This is a genomic window from Ruegeria sp. (assembly GCF_965221235.1).
GTDB lineage: Bacteria > Pseudomonadota > Alphaproteobacteria > Rhodobacterales > Rhodobacteraceae > Ruegeria.
On record NZ_CBDCRS010000004.1, the window covers coordinates 1,318,224 to 1,335,070 of the forward strand.

20 protein-coding genes are annotated in these 16,847 nt (G+C 59.5%); 14 read left to right on the top strand and 6 right to left on the bottom strand.

What is annotated here, in order from left to right; translation table 11 throughout:
- Positions 1 to 18 precede the first annotated feature (18 nt).
- The 8 genes from ACOQOY_RS09690 to ACOQOY_RS09725 all read left to right on the top strand — a co-directional run bounded on the left by ACOQOY_RS09690 (position 19) and on the right by ACOQOY_RS09725 (position 5,457).
- Complete coding sequence (locus ACOQOY_RS09690) at positions 19 to 954, top strand: aspartate carbamoyltransferase catalytic subunit (protein WP_420585236.1); 936 nt, start codon at positions 19 to 21, stop codon at positions 952 to 954.
- On the top strand, positions 951 to 1,469 hold the full coding sequence (locus tag ACOQOY_RS09695; RefSeq protein WP_420585237.1) for a hypothetical protein: 519 nt from the start codon (positions 951 to 953) through the stop codon (positions 1,467 to 1,469). The genes ACOQOY_RS09690 and ACOQOY_RS09695 overlap by 4 nt, the downstream gene beginning before the upstream one ends.
- Entirely contained in the window at positions 1,454 to 1,840 is a 387-nt protein-coding gene (locus tag ACOQOY_RS09700; protein WP_420585238.1) for a hypothetical protein, read from the top strand. The genes ACOQOY_RS09695 and ACOQOY_RS09700 overlap by 16 nt, the downstream gene beginning before the upstream one ends.
- Positions 1,837 to 3,117 carry a dihydroorotase gene (gene pyrC / locus ACOQOY_RS09705; protein WP_420585239.1) on the top strand — a complete coding sequence of 427 codons (1,281 nt, stop codon included), beginning with the start codon at positions 1,837 to 1,839 and terminating at the stop codon, positions 3,115 to 3,117. The genes ACOQOY_RS09700 and pyrC overlap by 4 nt, the downstream gene beginning before the upstream one ends.
- Positions 3,117 to 3,722 (top strand): glycerol-3-phosphate 1-O-acyltransferase PlsY, encoded by a 606-nt coding sequence (gene plsY, locus ACOQOY_RS09710; protein WP_420585240.1) that lies wholly within the window; start codon positions 3,117 to 3,119, stop codon positions 3,720 to 3,722. Before pyrC ends, plsY begins: the two co-directional genes overlap by 1 nt.
- Positions 3,719 to 4,009 carry a hypothetical protein gene (locus ACOQOY_RS09715; protein ID WP_420585241.1) on the top strand — a complete coding sequence of 97 codons (291 nt, stop codon included), beginning with the start codon at positions 3,719 to 3,721 and terminating at the stop codon, positions 4,007 to 4,009. Before plsY ends, ACOQOY_RS09715 begins: the two co-directional genes overlap by 4 nt.
- A 174-nt stretch (positions 4,010 to 4,183) precedes the next feature.
- Positions 4,184 to 4,657 carry a YHS domain-containing (seleno)protein gene (locus ACOQOY_RS09720; protein ID WP_239339124.1) on the top strand — a complete coding sequence of 158 codons (474 nt, stop codon included), beginning with the start codon at positions 4,184 to 4,186 and terminating at the stop codon, positions 4,655 to 4,657.
- Between the two features lie 266 nt (positions 4,658 to 4,923).
- Positions 4,924 to 5,457, top strand: coding sequence for an outer membrane protein (locus ACOQOY_RS09725; protein WP_420585242.1), 534 nt, complete (start codon positions 4,924 to 4,926; stop codon positions 5,455 to 5,457).
- Positions 5,458 to 5,512: 55 nt separating this feature from the next.
- On the opposite strand, the gene ACOQOY_RS09730 is transcribed toward ACOQOY_RS09725, so the two are convergent.
- Positions 5,513 to 6,496, bottom strand: coding sequence for a quinone oxidoreductase family protein (locus ACOQOY_RS09730; RefSeq protein ID WP_420585243.1), 984 nt, complete (start codon positions 6,494 to 6,496; stop codon positions 5,513 to 5,515).
- 192 nt (positions 6,497 to 6,688) lie between these two features.
- On the opposite strand from ACOQOY_RS09730, the gene ACOQOY_RS09735 reads away from it, so the two are divergent.
- Positions 6,689 to 7,546: a DUF2189 domain-containing protein gene (locus ACOQOY_RS09735; RefSeq protein ID WP_420587229.1), complete on the top strand. Its 858-nt coding sequence runs from the start codon at positions 6,689 to 6,691 to the stop codon at positions 7,544 to 7,546.
- Positions 7,547 to 7,580: 34 nt separating this feature from the next.
- Here the strand turns inward: ACOQOY_RS09735 and ACOQOY_RS09740 are convergent, their stop codons facing one another.
- Complete coding sequence (locus ACOQOY_RS09740) at positions 7,581 to 8,567, bottom strand: NAD(P)H-quinone oxidoreductase (protein WP_420585244.1); 987 nt, start codon at positions 8,565 to 8,567, stop codon at positions 7,581 to 7,583.
- Between the two features lie 55 nt (positions 8,568 to 8,622).
- Positions 8,623 to 9,315, bottom strand: a complete 693-nt coding sequence (locus tag ACOQOY_RS09745) for a COQ9 family protein (RefSeq protein ID WP_420585245.1) — start codon at positions 9,313 to 9,315, stop codon at positions 8,623 to 8,625.
- Between the two features lie 111 nt (positions 9,316 to 9,426).
- Here ACOQOY_RS09745 and rpsU point away from each other — a divergent pair, with 111 nt between their 5' ends.
- On the top strand, positions 9,427 to 9,633 hold the full coding sequence (rpsU, locus tag ACOQOY_RS09750; protein ID WP_005614280.1) for a 30S ribosomal protein S21: 207 nt from the start codon (positions 9,427 to 9,429) through the stop codon (positions 9,631 to 9,633).
- Positions 9,634 to 9,931: 298 nt separating this feature from the next.
- Positions 9,932 to 11,098 carry a CAP domain-containing protein gene (locus ACOQOY_RS09755; protein ID WP_420585246.1) on the top strand — a complete coding sequence of 389 codons (1,167 nt, stop codon included), beginning with the start codon at positions 9,932 to 9,934 and terminating at the stop codon, positions 11,096 to 11,098.
- Positions 11,099 to 11,157: 59 nt separating this feature from the next.
- Here the strand turns inward: ACOQOY_RS09755 and ppk2 are convergent, their stop codons facing one another.
- Positions 11,158 to 12,075, bottom strand: coding sequence for a polyphosphate kinase 2 (ppk2, locus tag ACOQOY_RS09760; RefSeq protein ID WP_420585247.1), 918 nt, complete (start codon positions 12,073 to 12,075; stop codon positions 11,158 to 11,160).
- A 290-nt stretch (positions 12,076 to 12,365) separates the two neighbouring features.
- Here ppk2 and ACOQOY_RS09765 point away from each other — a divergent pair, with 290 nt between their 5' ends.
- Positions 12,366 to 13,205, top strand: coding sequence for a CPBP family intramembrane glutamic endopeptidase (locus ACOQOY_RS09765; RefSeq protein ID WP_420585248.1), 840 nt, complete (start codon positions 12,366 to 12,368; stop codon positions 13,203 to 13,205).
- Between the two features lie 3 nt (positions 13,206 to 13,208).
- On the opposite strand, the gene ACOQOY_RS09770 is transcribed toward ACOQOY_RS09765, so the two are convergent.
- Positions 13,209 to 13,667, bottom strand: coding sequence for an Lrp/AsnC family transcriptional regulator (locus ACOQOY_RS09770; RefSeq protein WP_420585249.1), 459 nt, complete (start codon positions 13,665 to 13,667; stop codon positions 13,209 to 13,211).
- A gap of 136 nt (positions 13,668 to 13,803) precedes the next feature.
- On the opposite strand from ACOQOY_RS09770, the gene ald reads away from it, so the two are divergent.
- Positions 13,804 to 14,922, top strand: coding sequence for an alanine dehydrogenase (ald, locus tag ACOQOY_RS09775; protein ID WP_420585250.1), 1,119 nt, complete (start codon positions 13,804 to 13,806; stop codon positions 14,920 to 14,922).
- Between the two features lie 190 nt (positions 14,923 to 15,112).
- On the opposite strand, the gene ACOQOY_RS09780 is transcribed toward ald, so the two are convergent.
- Positions 15,113 to 15,874, bottom strand: coding sequence for a mechanosensitive ion channel family protein (locus ACOQOY_RS09780; protein WP_420587230.1), 762 nt, complete (start codon positions 15,872 to 15,874; stop codon positions 15,113 to 15,115).
- Between the two features lie 259 nt (positions 15,875 to 16,133).
- Here ACOQOY_RS09780 and ACOQOY_RS09785 point away from each other — a divergent pair, with 259 nt between their 5' ends.
- Complete coding sequence (locus tag ACOQOY_RS09785) at positions 16,134 to 16,832, top strand: glutathione S-transferase family protein (RefSeq protein ID WP_420585251.1); 699 nt, start codon at positions 16,134 to 16,136, stop codon at positions 16,830 to 16,832.
- Positions 16,833 to 16,847: the final 15 nt, after the last annotated feature.

Consider the following 16,847-nt stretch of genomic DNA (forward strand, 5'->3'; position numbering starts at 1 on the left):
TCAGACAGGAGCCCGCCCATGCGTTTCGCCCATCGTCACCTTCTTGGCATCGAGCATCTGTCGCAATCCGATATCACTGCCATCCTCGATCTGGCCGAGAAATATGTCGACATGAACCGGCAGTCGACCAAGCATTCTGATGTGCTGTCGGGGCTGACGCAGATCAATATGTTCTTCGAAAATTCCACCCGCACGCAGGCCAGTTTTGAGATCGCAGGCAAGCGTCTGGGCGCGGATGTGATGAACATGGCGATGCAGGCCAGTTCCATCAAAAAGGGTGAAACGCTGATTGATACGGCAATGACCCTGAACGCGATGCATCCTGACCTGCTGGTGGTGCGGCACCCGCATTCCGGTGCAGTCGATCTGCTGGCTCAGAAGGTGAACTGCGCTGTGCTGAACGCGGGTGACGGTAAGCATGAGCACCCGACGCAGGCCCTGCTGGACGCTCTGACCATACGCCGCGCTAAGGGTCGGCTGCACCGTTTGAACATCGCAATTTGTGGGGATGTAGCCCATTCCCGCGTGGCGCGCTCGAATCTGATCCTGTTGGGCAAGATGGAAAACCGCATCCGCCTGATTGGCCCGCCAACGCTGGTTCCCGGTCATTTCGCCGAGTTCGGGGCCGAGATCTACGACGACATGAACGAGGGCCTTCGGGACGTCGACGTTGTCATGATGCTGCGCCTTCAGAAAGAGCGGATGGATGGCGGCTTTATCCCCTCGGAACGCGAATATTACCACCGCTACGGGCTGGACGCGGCCAAGCTGGCGCTGGCCAAGCCCGACGCCATCGTCATGCATCCCGGCCCGATGAACCGCGGGGTCGAGATTGACGGCACGCTGGCCGATGACATTAACCGATCCGTCATTCAGGAGCAGGTCGAGATGGGCGTCGCCGTACGCATGGCCGCAATGGATCTGCTGGCCCGCAACCTGCGTGAGGCCGCATGAGCGATCTGACCGTCGCCCCCCACGAACGCGGTGTAATTCGCCTGTTCGCGCTGAACATGCGCCCGGAAGAGGCCAAGTTCCTGCGCGAACCCGGTGCTGCCGATCAGGTTCTGGGCGTTTCCGGGTTGGACGCGGATCAGATCGACGTCTTCCCGGTCTCGGACCTCGAAGACCTTGGGCTTTATGGCTACCTGAACGAAGGCTGCGGCGTGTCCGCAGATCAACTGGACCGCAGGGCGCTTGAAGCTATTTCCGGCTGGGTGATGGTGGTCCGCAGCGCCGCGTTTGGCGGTCGCGCGGCCACTATCGTCCCCGACCGGCGTTTGCACCTGTTCGGCCCTTTCACCGAAGAAGCCACCAATTGGACCGGTGGGCCGATCAAAACCGAAAGCGCCAAGCCCTATTCCGCCGCACAACCCGCACCGAACAGTGACAAACCCCGCCGCATCGGTTCGGCCGTTCTGGCGCTGGTTATCTTGCTGGCCATCGGAGGCATCCTATGGCTGGTCCTGTGATCTTCTCCCCTGACAAGGCGACCTACATTCGCACCAACGCATGGCTGGCCGCATTTGCGATGGCAGGTGCGATGGTCGTTCTGTGGTTGGTCGGCAATCCTTACCCTTGGACCGGCGCACCCGCGGGCCTTGCCGCTGTTGGCTTGCGCGCGTGGTATCTGGCGTCCGAAGAACTGGTCGCGACGTGGGAGATGACCGAAACCACTCTCTCTGGCCCCGGCCCGCGCAAAGTGGCGCTGAACCAGATCGAAACCGTCAACACCATGGGCAGTTTCATCCAGATCGTCACCAAGGGTGGCGACAAGCACCTGATAAAATACCAGGCGAACCCGGCCGCCACCAAAGCCGCTATCGAAAGGGCCATGGCATGACCAACCTGATCTTCACCAACGCCCGCCTGATCGACCCTGAAACCGGCACTGACGCCCTGGGCTGGCTACAGGTGGCTGACGGTCGGATCACGGCGCGCGGAGAAGGCGATGCGCCCGCCTCGGACGCACAAGTCGTCGATTGCAAAGGCCAGTGTCTGGCCCCCGGCATCGTCGATATTGGCGTCAAGGTGTGCGAACCCGGTGAGCGGCACAAGGAAAGCTACAAATCCGCCGGTCTGGCCGCTGCCGCCGGCGGCGTGACCACCATCGTTACCCGCCCCGACACCAGCCCGGCCATCGACACGCCGGAAACGCTGGAATTTGTGACCCGTCGTGCGCAGGCGGACGCTCCGGTGAACGTGCTGCCCATGGCCGCCTTGACCAAAGGCCGTGAAGGCCGTGAGATGACAGAGATCGGCTTTCTGCAAGATGCCGGTGCGGTGGCCTTTACCGACTGCGACCATGTCATCGCCAATACCAAAGTGTTTTCGCGCGCGCTGACTTACGCGCGTTCTTGCGGAGCCTTAGTCATCGCTCATCCGCAGGAACCCGGCCTCAGCTCTGGCGCGGCCGCCACCAGTGGCAAGTTCGCCACCCTGCGCGGGTTGCCCGCCGTCTCGCCTATGGCCGAGCGGATGGGGCTGGACCGCGACATCGCTTTGCTTGAGATGACCAGAGCCAAGTACCACGCCGACCAGATCACCACCACGCGCGCCCTGCCAGCGCTGGAACGTGCTAAACGCAATGGGCTGGATATCACTGCGGGCACTTCGATCCATCACTTGACGCTGAACGAGTTGGACGTCGCTGACTATCGCACCTTCTTCAAGGTCAAGCCGCCGCTGCGGTCGGAAGGTGACCGGCAAGCGGTGATCGAAGCCGTGCGGAGCGGGCTGATCGACATCATCAGCTCGATGCACACACCGCAGGACGAGGAAAGCAAGCGCCTGCCGTTTGAAGAGGCGGCCTCGGGCGCGGTGGCGCTGGAAACGCTGCTGCCTGCCGCACTGCGCCTGTATCACGCGGATCAGTTGGACCTGCCAACCCTGTTCCGGGCGATGTCGCTGAACCCGGCGAAACGGCTGGGGCTGGAACAGGGCCGTCTGACCGAGGGCGCACCCGCCGATCTGGTGCTGTTCGACCCGGATGTGCCCTTTGTGCTGGACCGGTTCTCGTTAAAGTCGAAATCCCAGAACACACCGTTTGACGGCCAGCGGATGCAGGGTAAGGTCACGGCAACCTACGTGGCAGGAACAGAAGTATACCGGAGATCCTGATGCCCGCATTTGACGCGACGACGACCCAACTGATCCTCTGGGCGGTGCTGGGCTATCTGATGGGGTCGGTCCCTTTTGGCATGGTCTTTGCCAAGCTGATGGGGCTGGGCAATCTGCGCGATATTGGCTCGGGCAATATCGGGGCCACCAATGTACTGCGCACCGGCAACAAGACCGCAGCCGCGCTGACCGTGATCTTTGACGGTGGAAAAGGGTTGGTTGCCGTGTTGCTGGCACGGGCGCTGGCCGGAGAGGACGCAGCCCAGATCGCCGCCCTAATGGCCTTTCTGGGCCACTGTTTTCCCGTCTGGCTTGGGTTCAAGGGCGGCAAGGGTGTGGCCACATTTCTGGGCCTGTGGCTGGCGCTGGACTGGCGGGTGGGCGTGGCCTGCTGCCTGACCTGGCTTGTGGCTGCCGCGATCTGGCGGATGTCGTCGCTGGCGGCATTGGCAGCTGCGGCGCTGTCGACCATCTGGGTGATGGTGCTGACGGATGGCACACCATTCCTGCTGGGCGCGGTCCTGACCTTGTTGGTCTACTGGCGGCACAGCGCAAACGTGGCGCGGATCAGGGCCGGGACCGAGCCCAAAATAGGTCAGTCTTGAGCGCCTCTGACACCTTTCTAACCGCCTTTTTTGCTATCCCGACGGGGACTTGTACAGGTCAGAGCAATGGGCGGAAGTACGTTGTCAGCCGCACAAACTTGGCAGGGGGCAAGTCCCACAAGCTGGTGGCGCATGAACTCGGCGGCGGCGACTATATCAGCCTGAATCTCTATCTAACCCGCGACAGCGGCGCTTTGTTGCGCCCTTGTGAGATGGCGGAGAAAAAGGTGGTGGAGTTCGTGACCGCATTCAAACCCGATCCGCGAGCTGCTTCTGCGCATATCTGAACAGAACCTATTCGCCTTTGCACAATCACAATTGATTGCTTTGAACGTGATGAACCGGCTGCCCACTTCGGTTTCGTTACAGCCAATTTCAGGTTGTACGGATCAAAATCAAACGGGTTGGCCAGGTGCAATTTCAGCACCATAGGACAGTCTCTTTCACGAAAGGTGAAAACCATGAACAAGTTCAAATCCATCATCGGCGGCGTCGCGCTGTCTGTTGCTATCGCAAGCTCGGCTCTGGCCGCTGGCGTTGAGCTGAACGCAAGCTCGACCGGTCTGGCGATGCAGGGTTACGACCCGGTAGCCTATTTCACCGCCGGCGAGCCGACCAAAGGCGATTACCGCATCACCACACTGCACAACGACGCGCTGTATCGCTTTGCCAACGAAGAAAACAAAGCCGCGTTTGAAGAGAACCCCGAAGCCTACCTGCCCGCATATGGCGGCTACTGCGCATTCGGCGCGGCGATGGGCTTCAAGTTTGACGGCGACCCGACCTACTGGAAAATCGTCGACAACAAGCTGTACCTGAACCTGTCGCAGGACATTCAGGAACGCTGGGAAGGCGACATCCCCGGCTTTATCGAGCAGGCCAGCACCAACTGGGAAACCATTGCCGACAAAACTCCGGCAGAGCTGCAGCAATAATTCGCTGACAAAAGCTTGAAGATCGGCGGCAGAGTGATCTGCCGCCGATTGTCGTTTGAAACAACCTTTTCGCGAACTTACCTCTTCAGGAAACAACACGCCCGTTGTCACGGGCTGGTGGCCGGGATTGAACCCACGGCACCTCTTTTCGGGTCGGAATGTATGAACAAACTGTGATCCGGTCGTCAGGCCGGGCCGTAGTGAACAATACAATCAAACGGGCAGCACGGGTCTGCCAAAGACCATTTCCGACGAAAGGAATGACTATGACAGGTAAAGTTCTTCTCGCCTCTGTGATCGCAACTTTTACGGCTGGGGCTGCCATGGCGCAGTCTTCGGGCAACTGGACCGGCTTCTACGGCGGTTTGCAACTGGGGTATGCCGATATCGACACCAATGTGTCCGGCGTGGATGGCAGCGGCACGATCGGCGGTATCGTTCTGGGCTATGACTACGATCTGGGCGACTGGGTTGTTGGCGGCGGTTTCGACTATGACTGGAGCGACATCGAACTGACCCCCGGCGTTGATGTCGAGGACGTCTGGCGCCTCAAGGCGCGGGCTGGCTACAAAGTGTCTCCACAGGGGCTGCTGTACGGCATTGGCGGTTATGCCGAGGCCGGAACCAACAGCCTTGGCAGCGATGATGGCTGGTTCATCGGCGCGGGTTACGAGCAGATCGTTGCCCCGAATGTCAGCATCGGCGGCGAACTGCTGTACCACGAGTTCGACAACTTCAACTCAAGCGGAATTGACGTGGACGCGACCACCCTTCAGTTCCGCGCGACCTATCGGTTCTGATAGACCGAAATCGCAAATTGGGACCCGGCTTTGAAAGGCCGGGTCCTTTTTGGTTTTACAGTTCCAGAACTGTGCTACCGGTGGTCTGGCGCGCTTCCAACGCCCGGTGCGCATCGGCCACCTGATCCAGCGGGAAACGCTGGTCGATATGGATCTTGACCTCTCCGCCTTCGACCTTGTTGAACAAACGCCGCGCCATGGCCTGACAGACCGCGTGATCGGCGACATGCGTGAACAGTGTCGGCCGGGTGATTTTGAGCGAGCCTTTCTTGGCCAGCATACCAAGATCCATCAGTGGCACCGGCCCCGAGGCATTTCCGAACGAAATCATCATCCCCAGCGGCTTCAGGCAATCCAGCGACCCGTTGAACGTATCCGCGCCAATCGAGTCCATCACGACATCGACGCCCTTGCCGCCGGTAATCTCGGCTACACGTTCGGCAAAGTTCTGGGTTCGGTAGTTGATGCAATGGGCCGCGCCGTTGAACTGCGCCAGGCTGCATTTCTCATCCGTTCCGGCGGTACCAATCAATCTGATCCCTTCGGACTTGGCCCATTGGCAGGCAATCAGACCCACGCCCCCAGCGGCGGCATGAAACAGCACCGTATCGCCGCGTTTCAAAGGCGTGGTGCGATGAAACAGGTATTCGACCGTCATCCCCTTGAGCATCATCGCTGCGGCTGTGTCAAAAGAAATCCCTTCCGGCAAAGGACAGACCTGAGCGGCGGGCATCACCCGCGCCTCGCAATAGGCTCCGGCGGGCGCGGTGGCGTAAGCGGCGCGCTGGCCGGGTTTCAGATGTGTCACACCCTCGCCTACGGCCTCGATGACGCCTGCGGCCTCCATGCCCAGCGCATGCGGCAGGTCCATCGGATACAAACCGTCGCGCTGATAGACGTCAATGAAATTCAGCCCGCAGGCCCGGTGGCGAATGCGCACCTCTCCGGGGCCGGGATCGCCCAAAGGCTGGTCTTCGATCCTCAGAACTTCGGGGCCGCCGTGTTCATGGATGACGACGGTTCTTGCCGTTTGCTGCATGCTGACCTCCTGTTGCCTGACGCCAAGCTAACACGCCTGAAAATAAGGGCAATCGGCACAATTTCGCATCACGCAACCGCAAGGTGAAAAAATGTGCTATACTGTCTCTCGGGCGTTGCCGGATGGTCCGGCCACGGGCAACGGTTGCCGGATCCACCCTGCTGCGCAGATACGCTACGGGAGGGGATTATGATGGCGAAAACGATTGGAAATCCGATCAGTTGGGCCGCCCGGAACATCGGCGCGACCGGCGATCACATTGCAGAAAGCGTCAACCGCATCGGCAGCTCGGACACGAGACATCTGCCGGTGGTTCAAACGCTGACGATGCAGGACCTCAGGGCCTGTTTGCGGGCGGGGTATAACGATTTTCTGGAAACGCGGGCCGATGCCATATTCATCGTGCTGATCTACCCCATCGCGGGGTTGCTGATGTTCGGATTTGGCCTGAACCGCAACATGGTGCCGCTGCTGGCGCCACTGATCATGGGCTTTGCCCTAATCGGCCCGATTGCAGCAGTTGGGCTGTACGAAATCAGCCGGAAACGCGAACAGGGTGGTGACGCCCACTGGCTGGATGCGTTCGGCGTGTTCCGCTCGCCCTCATTCGGAGCGATTCTGATGCTGGGCTTTTATCTGGTCATGTGGCTGTTGATCTGGCTGATGGTCGCACAGAGCATCTATGTCCATACACTAGGCCCTGATCTGCCCATGTCCTTGAGCGCATTTGTGACGCAAGTCTTCACCACTGGCGCGGGTTGGACGATGATCATCTTCGGCAATGCAGTCGGGTTCCTGTTTGCCTTGGTCGCGCTGGCGATCAGCGTGGTCAGCTTTCCGCTGCTGCTGGACCGCAAAGTGGGGCTGCCGGTGGCGGTTGTGACCTCGGTTCGGGTGCTGCGACACAATCCCGGCGTCATTCTGGCTTGGGGTTTCATCGTTGCCGCGCTGCTGGTTATCGGGTCGATTCCGATGCTGCTGGGGCTAATTGTGGTGATGCCGGTACTGGGCCACGCCACATGGCACCTGTACCGCCGGGCGGTCGCCTGACAGGCTGGCGCGGGGCTGACCCTGCGCACTTGAGTTAACCGGCGACCTTCAGGACGATCTTGCCAATATGGCCAGATCTTTCCATCCGTGCATGCGCCGCTGACGCCTCTGCCAGATCGAACTCGCTGTCCATGACGGGGGCAACCTTCCCGGCCTCCAGCAACGGCCAGACCGCCTCACGCAGGTCTTGCGCAATCTTCGCCTTGGCCAGATCGCTTTGCGGACGAAGAGTGCTGCCCGTCAGGGTCAGACGTTTGACCATCATCATGGCAAAGTTTAGCTCGACCTTCGGCCCTTGCAGGAAGGCGATCTGCACAAGGCGGCCATCCTCGGCCAGTGCTTTGACGTTGCGCGGAATATAGTCGCCGCCCACCATATCGAGGATCAGGTTCGCGCCACCTTCGGCCCGCATGGTGGCCACGAAATCCTCATCCCGGTAGTTGATCGCCTTTTCAGCGCCCAGCCGGACACAGGCCTCACATTTCTCGGCCGATCCGGCGGTCGCAAACACCCGCGCGCCAAAAGCATTCGCCAATTGGATCGCCGTAGTCCCGATCCCGCTGGAGCCGCCATGGACCAGAAACCGCTCACCCGCTTTCAACCCACCGCGGGTAAAGACGTTGGACCAGACGGTAAAGAAGGTTTCGGGCAGACACGCCGCCTCTTTCATCCCCATGCCAGCCGGAACCGGAAGACAATGCGCGGCCGGGGTTGCGACGTATTCCGCGTACCCTCCACCCGGCAATAAGGCGCAGACCTGATCGCCAACCGACAGCCCTTCGACACCCGCACCGATAGCCACGACCTCACCCGATGCTTCCAGGCCCGGCAGATCGCTGGCACCCGGAGGCGGATCATAAGCCCCTGCCCGCTGCAATGCGTCCGGGCGATTCACGCCAGCGTAAGCCACTTTGAGCACCACCTGCCCGGCCTCAGGGTCAGGCACGGGGCGTTCGGTCAATTGCAGAACATCCGGACCACCGGGTTTGGTGATCTCAACTGCGCGCATCATCTGGGTCATGGGCAAATCTCCTTTGCCCAATGCCTAGCAGGCAAAAATCGAAAGGCCCAGACGCTTACTTGCGCGGGTTCAGCATCCCCGGCAGATCGGCCCGCATCTTCATCGGGGGCTTCACCTGCTTGGCGAACCAGTTCGGTACCGTCAGGAACGGTTTGAACAACGGATTGCCATTTACCTGCGCCTTGAGTTTCTCGAACTGCATCACATTGTCGATGCGGCGGTCCAGAAACTCCCACGTCTTCTGGTGGTCCGGAGAATCATCGCCCAGCCAGAACAGCAGGGTCGAGGAATAGACCCCCGACAAGGTCGCGCGTTTGGTGTACCAGTTCACATCGTCCGAGGTGTCGCCCAGCGTGTCCCAGATCAGATCGCAGGTTTGCCACAACGCCTTGGCCCCATCTGCCGCATGGGTCGGCAGAGAAAACAGCGTCATCCCCCGGCGCACCAGTTCCTTGTCCGACACGGCCTCAAGCCGGAACCGGACGGCAGCGGCCACGCGGTCGCGGAATTTCAGCTCGCTCAGATCGGTGGATTTCAGGCGCTCCACCATCTCGGCATCGCCGCGCGCATGAAACGCCAGCGCCAGATCAACCGCGCCGCGGGGGCAGATCGCACGCGCCAAACCGTCATCCAGATCGCAATCGGTGATCGCTGCACGAAAGCCGGCCTCGGACCAGCCATCAAAGGGCACGTGGATCAGGATCGCGTCCAAAAGCTGTTGTTTTGCATCTTCATAGGTGACAGTCATGGCGGTTCTCCGGTTCTCGGGGCCAGTACTAGACAAGATAGACCGGCTTTGCTATACGGCCAACTCCTGCAATTTCCTTGCAACTCTATCTAGAAAGGTGGTGACAACCACATGCAGGTTAGTGTTCGCGACAATAACGTCGATCAGGCGCTTCGTGCCCTGAAGAAAAAGCTGCAGCGCGAAGGCGTGTTCCGTGAAATGAAGCTGAAGCAACATTTCGAGAAACCGTCCGAGAAAAAAGCGCGCGAGAAGGCTGAAGCGATCCGTCGTGCCCGTAAACTGGCACGTAAGAAAGCACAGCGCGAAGGTTTGCTCTAAGCACCTGACGCTCGTCCAGCTTTGGATGGCACTATTTGACGACCCCCGAGGCCCCGCCCGGGGGTTTGTCGTTTCTAGCACCGGTTGTAATTCGCCGAATCGACCCCGGCCTTCGGCGGCAAGCTGCTAAATCCGACTCAGCAACATTTTGCCCGGCGTTTTACAGCGCAGCGAATCCCGTATCGGTAGCGCGCGCCTGCCAAAACTCGCCTGAAATTCCGCCCCCTCTACCCGTCGGTTCAACGCCCCCTGTAACTGGCCCCGTCTCAACAGACGACACACCAAAACGGAGGCTACCATGTCGACTGCAAGTACAATCGAGCAAGAAATGCTGGCGCTAATCAACGAAGAGCGCGTGTCCCGCGGGCTGGTCCCGCTACAGCTGGAAACACAGCTGAACGCCTCGTCCGAGGACCACAGCGCCTGGATGCTGGGAACGGATACGTTCAGCCATACGGGTGAGGGCGGCTCAAGCGCAACTGAACGCATGCGGGATGCCGGGTTTGATTTCACCGGCAGCTGGCGGTCGGGTGAAAACATCGCCTGGCAATCCGAACGCGGTGCTGAGGGGGCCAGCGATGATGTCGAACAGCTGCATCAGAGCCTAATGAACAGCCCGGGCCACCGCGCAAACATCCTGAACCCGGATTTCCGCTATATCGGTATTGGCATCGAAGAAGGCGACTACAACGGCTGGGATGCTGTCATGGTCACGCAGAACTTTGCGGCAACCGACGCCGAGGTGATGCTGGACACCGGCGCTGCCCCAACCCCACCTGCGCCGACCCCGGTTGTTGATGATGTCGACGACCTGGACGAGGAAACTCCTGCGACCCCGGCGACCGACCCGGAATTGCCGGACACAGACGTCACCGAGACCGACGAGCCGGGTGAGGAAACTCCGGATACCGACGTCACAGAAACCGACGAGCCCGGTGAGGAAACTCCGGATACCGATGTCACAGAAACCGACGAGCCCGGTGAGGAAACTCCGGATACCGATGTCACAGAAACCGATGAACCCGGTGAGGAAACCCCGGACACAGACGTCACAGAAACTGACGAACCAGGTGACGAAACCCCGGACACCGATGTCACCGAAACCGACGAACCCGGTGAGGAAACTCCAGACACCGATGTCACCGAAACCGATGAACCCAGTGAGGAAACTCCGAATACCGACGTCACCGAGACCGACGAACCGGACAGCGAACATTTTGACGTTCAGGCCTTCCTGGCAGCGATTGAAGACTTCGTGAATGGCTTTCTGGAGCTGGTCGATGACTTCAAAATGGACATCGCCGAGCTTGCGGATGAGGATGAAGATGATTTTCTGCTGACCGACGATCTCTACGATGACACTCCGCCCGCGACCGAAGATGATGCAGGCGAAAACACTGACCCAATGGACGAAATCATTGAAACCGTCGATTTCGGTGGCGGCTGCATGATGGACTTCGTCTAGTCGGGATTCCGCAGACCTAAAACAAAAATGCCCCCGGCTTCGGGGGCATTTGCAATTGATCAGTAGATCTTGGGCACGTGCAGCTCATCCGGAAGAACGCGGCGTTCGTAGTCCGGGTTGTACCGACGGTCCGGCAGGTCGACCTTTTCCTGCGGCACGTCGGTGTATGGGATCTTGGTCAGCAAATGCTCGATACAGTTCAGGCGTTCGCGTTTCTTGTCGTTGCCCTCAACGATGTACCACGGCGCCTCGGGGATGTTGGTGCGGAAGAACATATCTTCCTTGGCCTTGGTATACGCCTCCCAGCGAATGCGGGATTCCAGATCCATCGGCGACAATTTCCACTGCTTCATCGGGTCGTGAATGCGCATGAGGAATCGCAGCTGCTGCTCCTCATCCGTAATCGAGAACCAGTATTTCAGCAGGATGATCCCTGATCGCACCAGCATCCGTTCAAATTCGGGAACGTCCTGAAAGAACTGCTCGACCTGATCTTCATTGGCAAAGCCCATCACCCGTTCCACCCCGGCGCGGTTGTACCAAGAGCGGTCAAAGAACACGATCTCACCCGCCGCGGGCAGATGTGGGACGTAGCGCTGGAAATACCACTGGCTCTGCTCCCGGCGGCTGGGCGCAGGCAGGGCAACCACGCGGGCCACCCGCGGGTTCAAGCGCTGGGTGATCCGTTTGATCACGCCCCCTTTGCCTGCACTGTCGCGGCCTTCGAACAGAATGCAGACCTTGGCCCCGGTATGCTGCACCCAGTCCTGCACTTTGATCAGCTCAGCCTGAAGGCGCAGCAGATTGCGGAAATAGACCTTGCGGTCCAGCATGTCGGGATGCTGATCCTTGTAGATCTTGCGGACTTCCATCGAGAGCATGGGTTCGCTGAACTCAATCTCGAAATCTTCGTCCAGCGTGTCTTCCAACTCGGCTTCCAGCCAGTCCTTGGGGGCATCGTTGTTTTCGTAAGCCAAGATCTTATCCTTATCGTCTAACGGGTCCGGACCGTACTGCGCGCGTGTAACCACGAGATGTCACCGGAAAAATTGATGACAGCCCCGCCTCAGGGAAAACAAAGCGTCCAAGGTCAGGGCGGGATCACAAGGGGGTTCGGCCTCGCTTTGAATTTGGCCCCAATGGCTGCCGGATACAAGCGTCAGAATTGACGCATTGCCAACGGTTTGACAGCGGTCCCGCCCAAGATCGCTTGCCAATACACTCATTTCGGCGGCATCAATGACACCGTAATTTCCATGAGGCGACTTTGGCGCATTTCCTGTCCCTGCTGCCTGTAACTTGGCCATGGCTCATCCTGATCGCCGCACAAACCAGCGCGGTATCGGGCCGTCAGAGGCTGGGTCTTTTGCTGCTGGCCCTTTTTGCAACAACCGCATTGATCCTTGGGCTGGTGACACCGCTGGCCGGTCTGATTGTTGGGGCTGGCCTGCTGGGTGCGGCCGGATTGCGGCACCTTAGTGGCGCGGCGGCGCTTGCAGGTCACGCCGTCCTCATCTTGTGGTCGCTGGCGCTTGGGGCGCATCTGATCACCGGGTTTTACAACCTGCTGGTGCTGGACCAGGTGCAGGCCGGACCTAACAGCGCGGCGTTTTCGATGCACCTCAATCTGGACAAGCCGCTGGTTTTATTTGCTGTTCTTCTGGCCTGGCCCAGTATGATCCAAAACGCGAGGCCAACACGGATCGTGCCTTTACTGGCTGGCCTTGCGATCTTGCCTGCCCTGTTCGGGGTCGGAGTTGCCACGGGCGCAGTCCGGCCCGAAATCACACTGCCGCATTGGTGGCTGATCTTTGTCCTGTCGAACCTGTTTCTGACTTGCCTGACGGAAGAGGCCTTTTTTCGCGGCTATCTGCAATCCGCCCTGACCTCCAAGATCGGTGTCGCATTAGGTGTTGTTGCAGCCAGCCTGCTGTTCGGTCTGGCCCATGCCGCGGGCGGCCCGGCACTGGTGATATTTGCCTCGATCCTCGGGGCGGCTTGCGGTTTGGGATATTACGCGACTGGGCGTCTGTGGGTGCCGGTTCTGGTCCATTTCGGGTTCAACGCCCTGCATCTGGCCCTGTTCACCTATCCCGGCCCCGCCTGAGCCTCACACCGGCAGCGCCGTGGTCTTGAACACGGTACGCAAAGCGAATGAGCTTTGCATCTGCGCCACCCCCGGCAGCCGCGACAGATATTGGCGGTGGATGCGGGCGAAGTCCTCGGTGTTTTCGGCGACAACTTTCAGGATGTAATCCGCCGTTCCGGCCATCAGGTGGCATTCCAATACATCCGGGATACGGGCTACGGCCTTTTCAAACGCATCCAGCAACTCTTCTGCCTGCCCTTGCAACGTGATCTCGACAAACACCGTTGTCGGCACGTTCATCTTGCGCGCGTCCAACAGCGCCACATAGTTGCGAATATACCCATCCGCCTCAAGCCGCTGCACCCGCCGGTGGCACGCCGAGGGTGACAGATTCACCTTCTCGGACAGTTCAGCGTTCGACATCCGGCCATCGCGCTGGAGGGCAGCCAGAATCTTTTTATCTGTCGTGTCGAGGCTCATTCACGCAATTCCTTTGCAAGATTTTGGCAATATATCGGAAATACTCCCAAAAAAAAGCCCATCCACAGGCAGAGTTTCACAGAAATTGCGCTCTGAATTGCACATTATTTAAGCAGCTTATGAATGGAGGAGCAAAATGAAGATCGGTTGCCCCAAGGAAATCAAACCCCAGGAATTCCGTGTCGGTATGACCCCCAATGCAGCGCAGGAAGCTGTTGCGCGCGGTCATGAGGTTATCATCGAAACCAATGCAGGAATCGGCGCGGGTTTTGACAACGACGCATACGTCGCTGCCGGTGCCCGGATCGTGGACACGGCGGAAGAGGTGTTTGCCACCGCTGACATGATCGTCAAGGTCAAGGAACCGCAGGCCATCGAGCGCAAAATGCTGCGTGAAGGTCAGCTGCTGTTCACCTATCTGCACCTCGCGCCGGACCCGGATCAGACGCATGACCTGCTGGAATCGGGTTGTACTGCCATCGCGTATGAAACCGTAACCGATGCAAGCGGCGGCTTGCCTTTGCTGGCACCGATGTCTGAGGTTGCAGGCCGTCTGGCCCCTCAGGTCGGATCGTGGACGCTGCAAAAGGCCAATGGCGGACGCGGCGTTCTGATGGGCGGCGTGCCCGGTGTTGGACCCGCGAAAGTCGTCGTAATCGGCGGCGGCGTGGTTGGCACCCATGCTGCAAAGATCGCGGCAGGTATGGGCGCGGATGTCACTGTGCTGGACCGCTCGCTGCCACGGCTGCGCTATCTGGATGACGTATTCGGTGGCCATTTCAAGAACCAGTACTCGACGGCTGGTGCGACCGCCGAACTGATCCAGGACGCCGATATGGTGATCGGCGCGGTTTTGATCCCCGGTGCGGCAGCTCCGAAACTGGTTACCCGCGCGCAGCTTTCGACGATGAAACCCGGCGCAGTTCTGGTGGATGTGGCGATTGATCAGGGCGGCTGTTTCGAAACGTCGAAGGCGACCACCCATGCCGACCCGATCTATGAGGTCGACGGCATCATGCATTACTGCGTCGCCAACATGCCGGGTGCGGTCGCGCGCACTTCGACCATCGCGCTTGGCAACGCGACAATGCCGTTCATGCTGGCGCTGGCGGAAAAAGGCTGGAAGCAGGCATGCCAGGACGACCCGCATCTGTTGGCCGGTCTCAACGTGCATGCTGGACAGCTGACCTACTACGCAGTTGGCAAAGCACTGGGAATCGACGTGGTTTCGCCCAACGTGGTGATCAAGTCCTGAGGCTCTCCCGCCCCTGAAAGCGCCCTCTGACGAGGGCGTTTACAGCGTTGGGCCGGGCGCCGCACCTGCGGCGCGGCGCGGTTGGACTTTGTGCCGACAGTTGCGCAAAAGAAACGGCGCCGCGCGATCAGCGCGGCGCCGGGCCCAACCGGAGAAGGGCATTTTAATGCCCGATCGACGGGCGGGAGGCTTATGCCTCTTTGTGGATTTCGACCGAATGTGGGTATGGGATCGACACGCCTTTGGCGTCGAACGCCTCTTTCACCGCTTTGGTGACCTCGAATTTCACATCCCAGTAATCCGCTGCCGCACACCATAGACGGGCGGTCAGATCGACCGAACTGTCGCCCAGATTGGTGACGCGCACCCAGGGCTCGGGATCGCTGTGAATCCGCTCATCCGCCTTGGCCACGTCCAGAATGATTTTCATCGCCTCGTCAGCGCTGTCGCCATAGTCGATACCAAACACCAGATCGACGCGGCGCGTGTCGTGCGCCGAGTAGTTGGTAATCACAGTACCCCAAGCCTGTCCGTTCGGTACGATGATCTGCACATTGTCCGGTGTCACCAATTCGGTCGTGAACAGGTTCAGGTCCTTCACAGTCCCCGCCGTGCCGCCAATATCCACGTACTGGCCCAGCTTATACGGCCGGAACACCACCAGCATGACACCGGCCGCCAAATCGCTGAGTGTCCCCTGCAGCGCCAGACCGATTGCCAGCGACGCGGCACCCAGAATGGCGACGATACTGGTGGCCTCGATCCCGAAGATCCCCAAAACAGCGACCAGAACCATCGCCAGGATGACCCATTTGACCAGACTGGCCACAAAATTACCCAGTGTCGGGTCAATCTGCGGCGTCGCATTGATCCGGCGACGGACCATGCCCGCGATAGCCCCGGCAACGATCCAACCCAGGATCAGAACGATCAGGGCCTTGACCGCATTCATGATCAGCGGGGCAAAAGCACCCACCTGTGTTACGACCTCATCCACGCGCAACTCCTTTATCCAACAAGAAACCCGCGTCTTTCGCGCGGGATTCACCAAATTGTGAGCTAAAATCGCCCTTTGGTCTAGGTGCGAGTTGCGCCGGTTTTCCCCGTTGTTCACCTGCAAACACAAGCTGCCCCCAAACGCACAGGCATGGGGGCTTACAAGATGGCCCACCACACCCTAACTTCTGGAGATATCCAAACAGGAGCCCCCCATGCTGGACACCAAATCGCACCCGATCATGAACCGCTGGCCTGCGCAGTTCCCGGACCGTATTCAACTCTATTCCTACCCCACACCCAACGGCGTCAAAGCCTCGATCATGCTTGAGGAAACTGGCCTGCCGTACGAGGCCCACAAGGTCACTCTGGCCGATGCCGATGTCAAAAGCCCCGAGTTCCTGTCACTGAACCCCAACAACAAGATTCCCGCAATCATCGACCCCAATGGCCCGGACGGAGAGCCAATTGGCCTGTTTGAAAGCGGTGCGATCCTGCTGTATCTGGGGGAAAAGACGGGGCAATTCATAGGACAGACCGCATCCGACAAGCACCGCATCACCCAGTGGCTGATGTTCCAGATGGGTGGCCTCGGCCCAATGTTCGGGCAGCTTGGCTTTTTCCACAAATTCGCTGGCAGCGAAATCGAAGACCCCCGCCCCCGCGAGCGCTATGTCAACGAAGCCAAGCGTCTGCTGAACGTGCTGAATCAGCAGCTTGAGGGTCAGGACTGGGTCGCCGGAGAGTATTCGATTGCCGACATGGCAATCGCACCCTGGTTGCGTGGTCTGGACTTTTACGAAGCGAAAGATTTGGTCGGCTGGGACGATCAAGCCAATGTCGTGGCCTATCTAAACCGGTTCCTCGAACGTCCCGCCGTTCAAAAAGGTCTGGTGACGCCCGCGAGGGACTGAACCCCACACAAATTG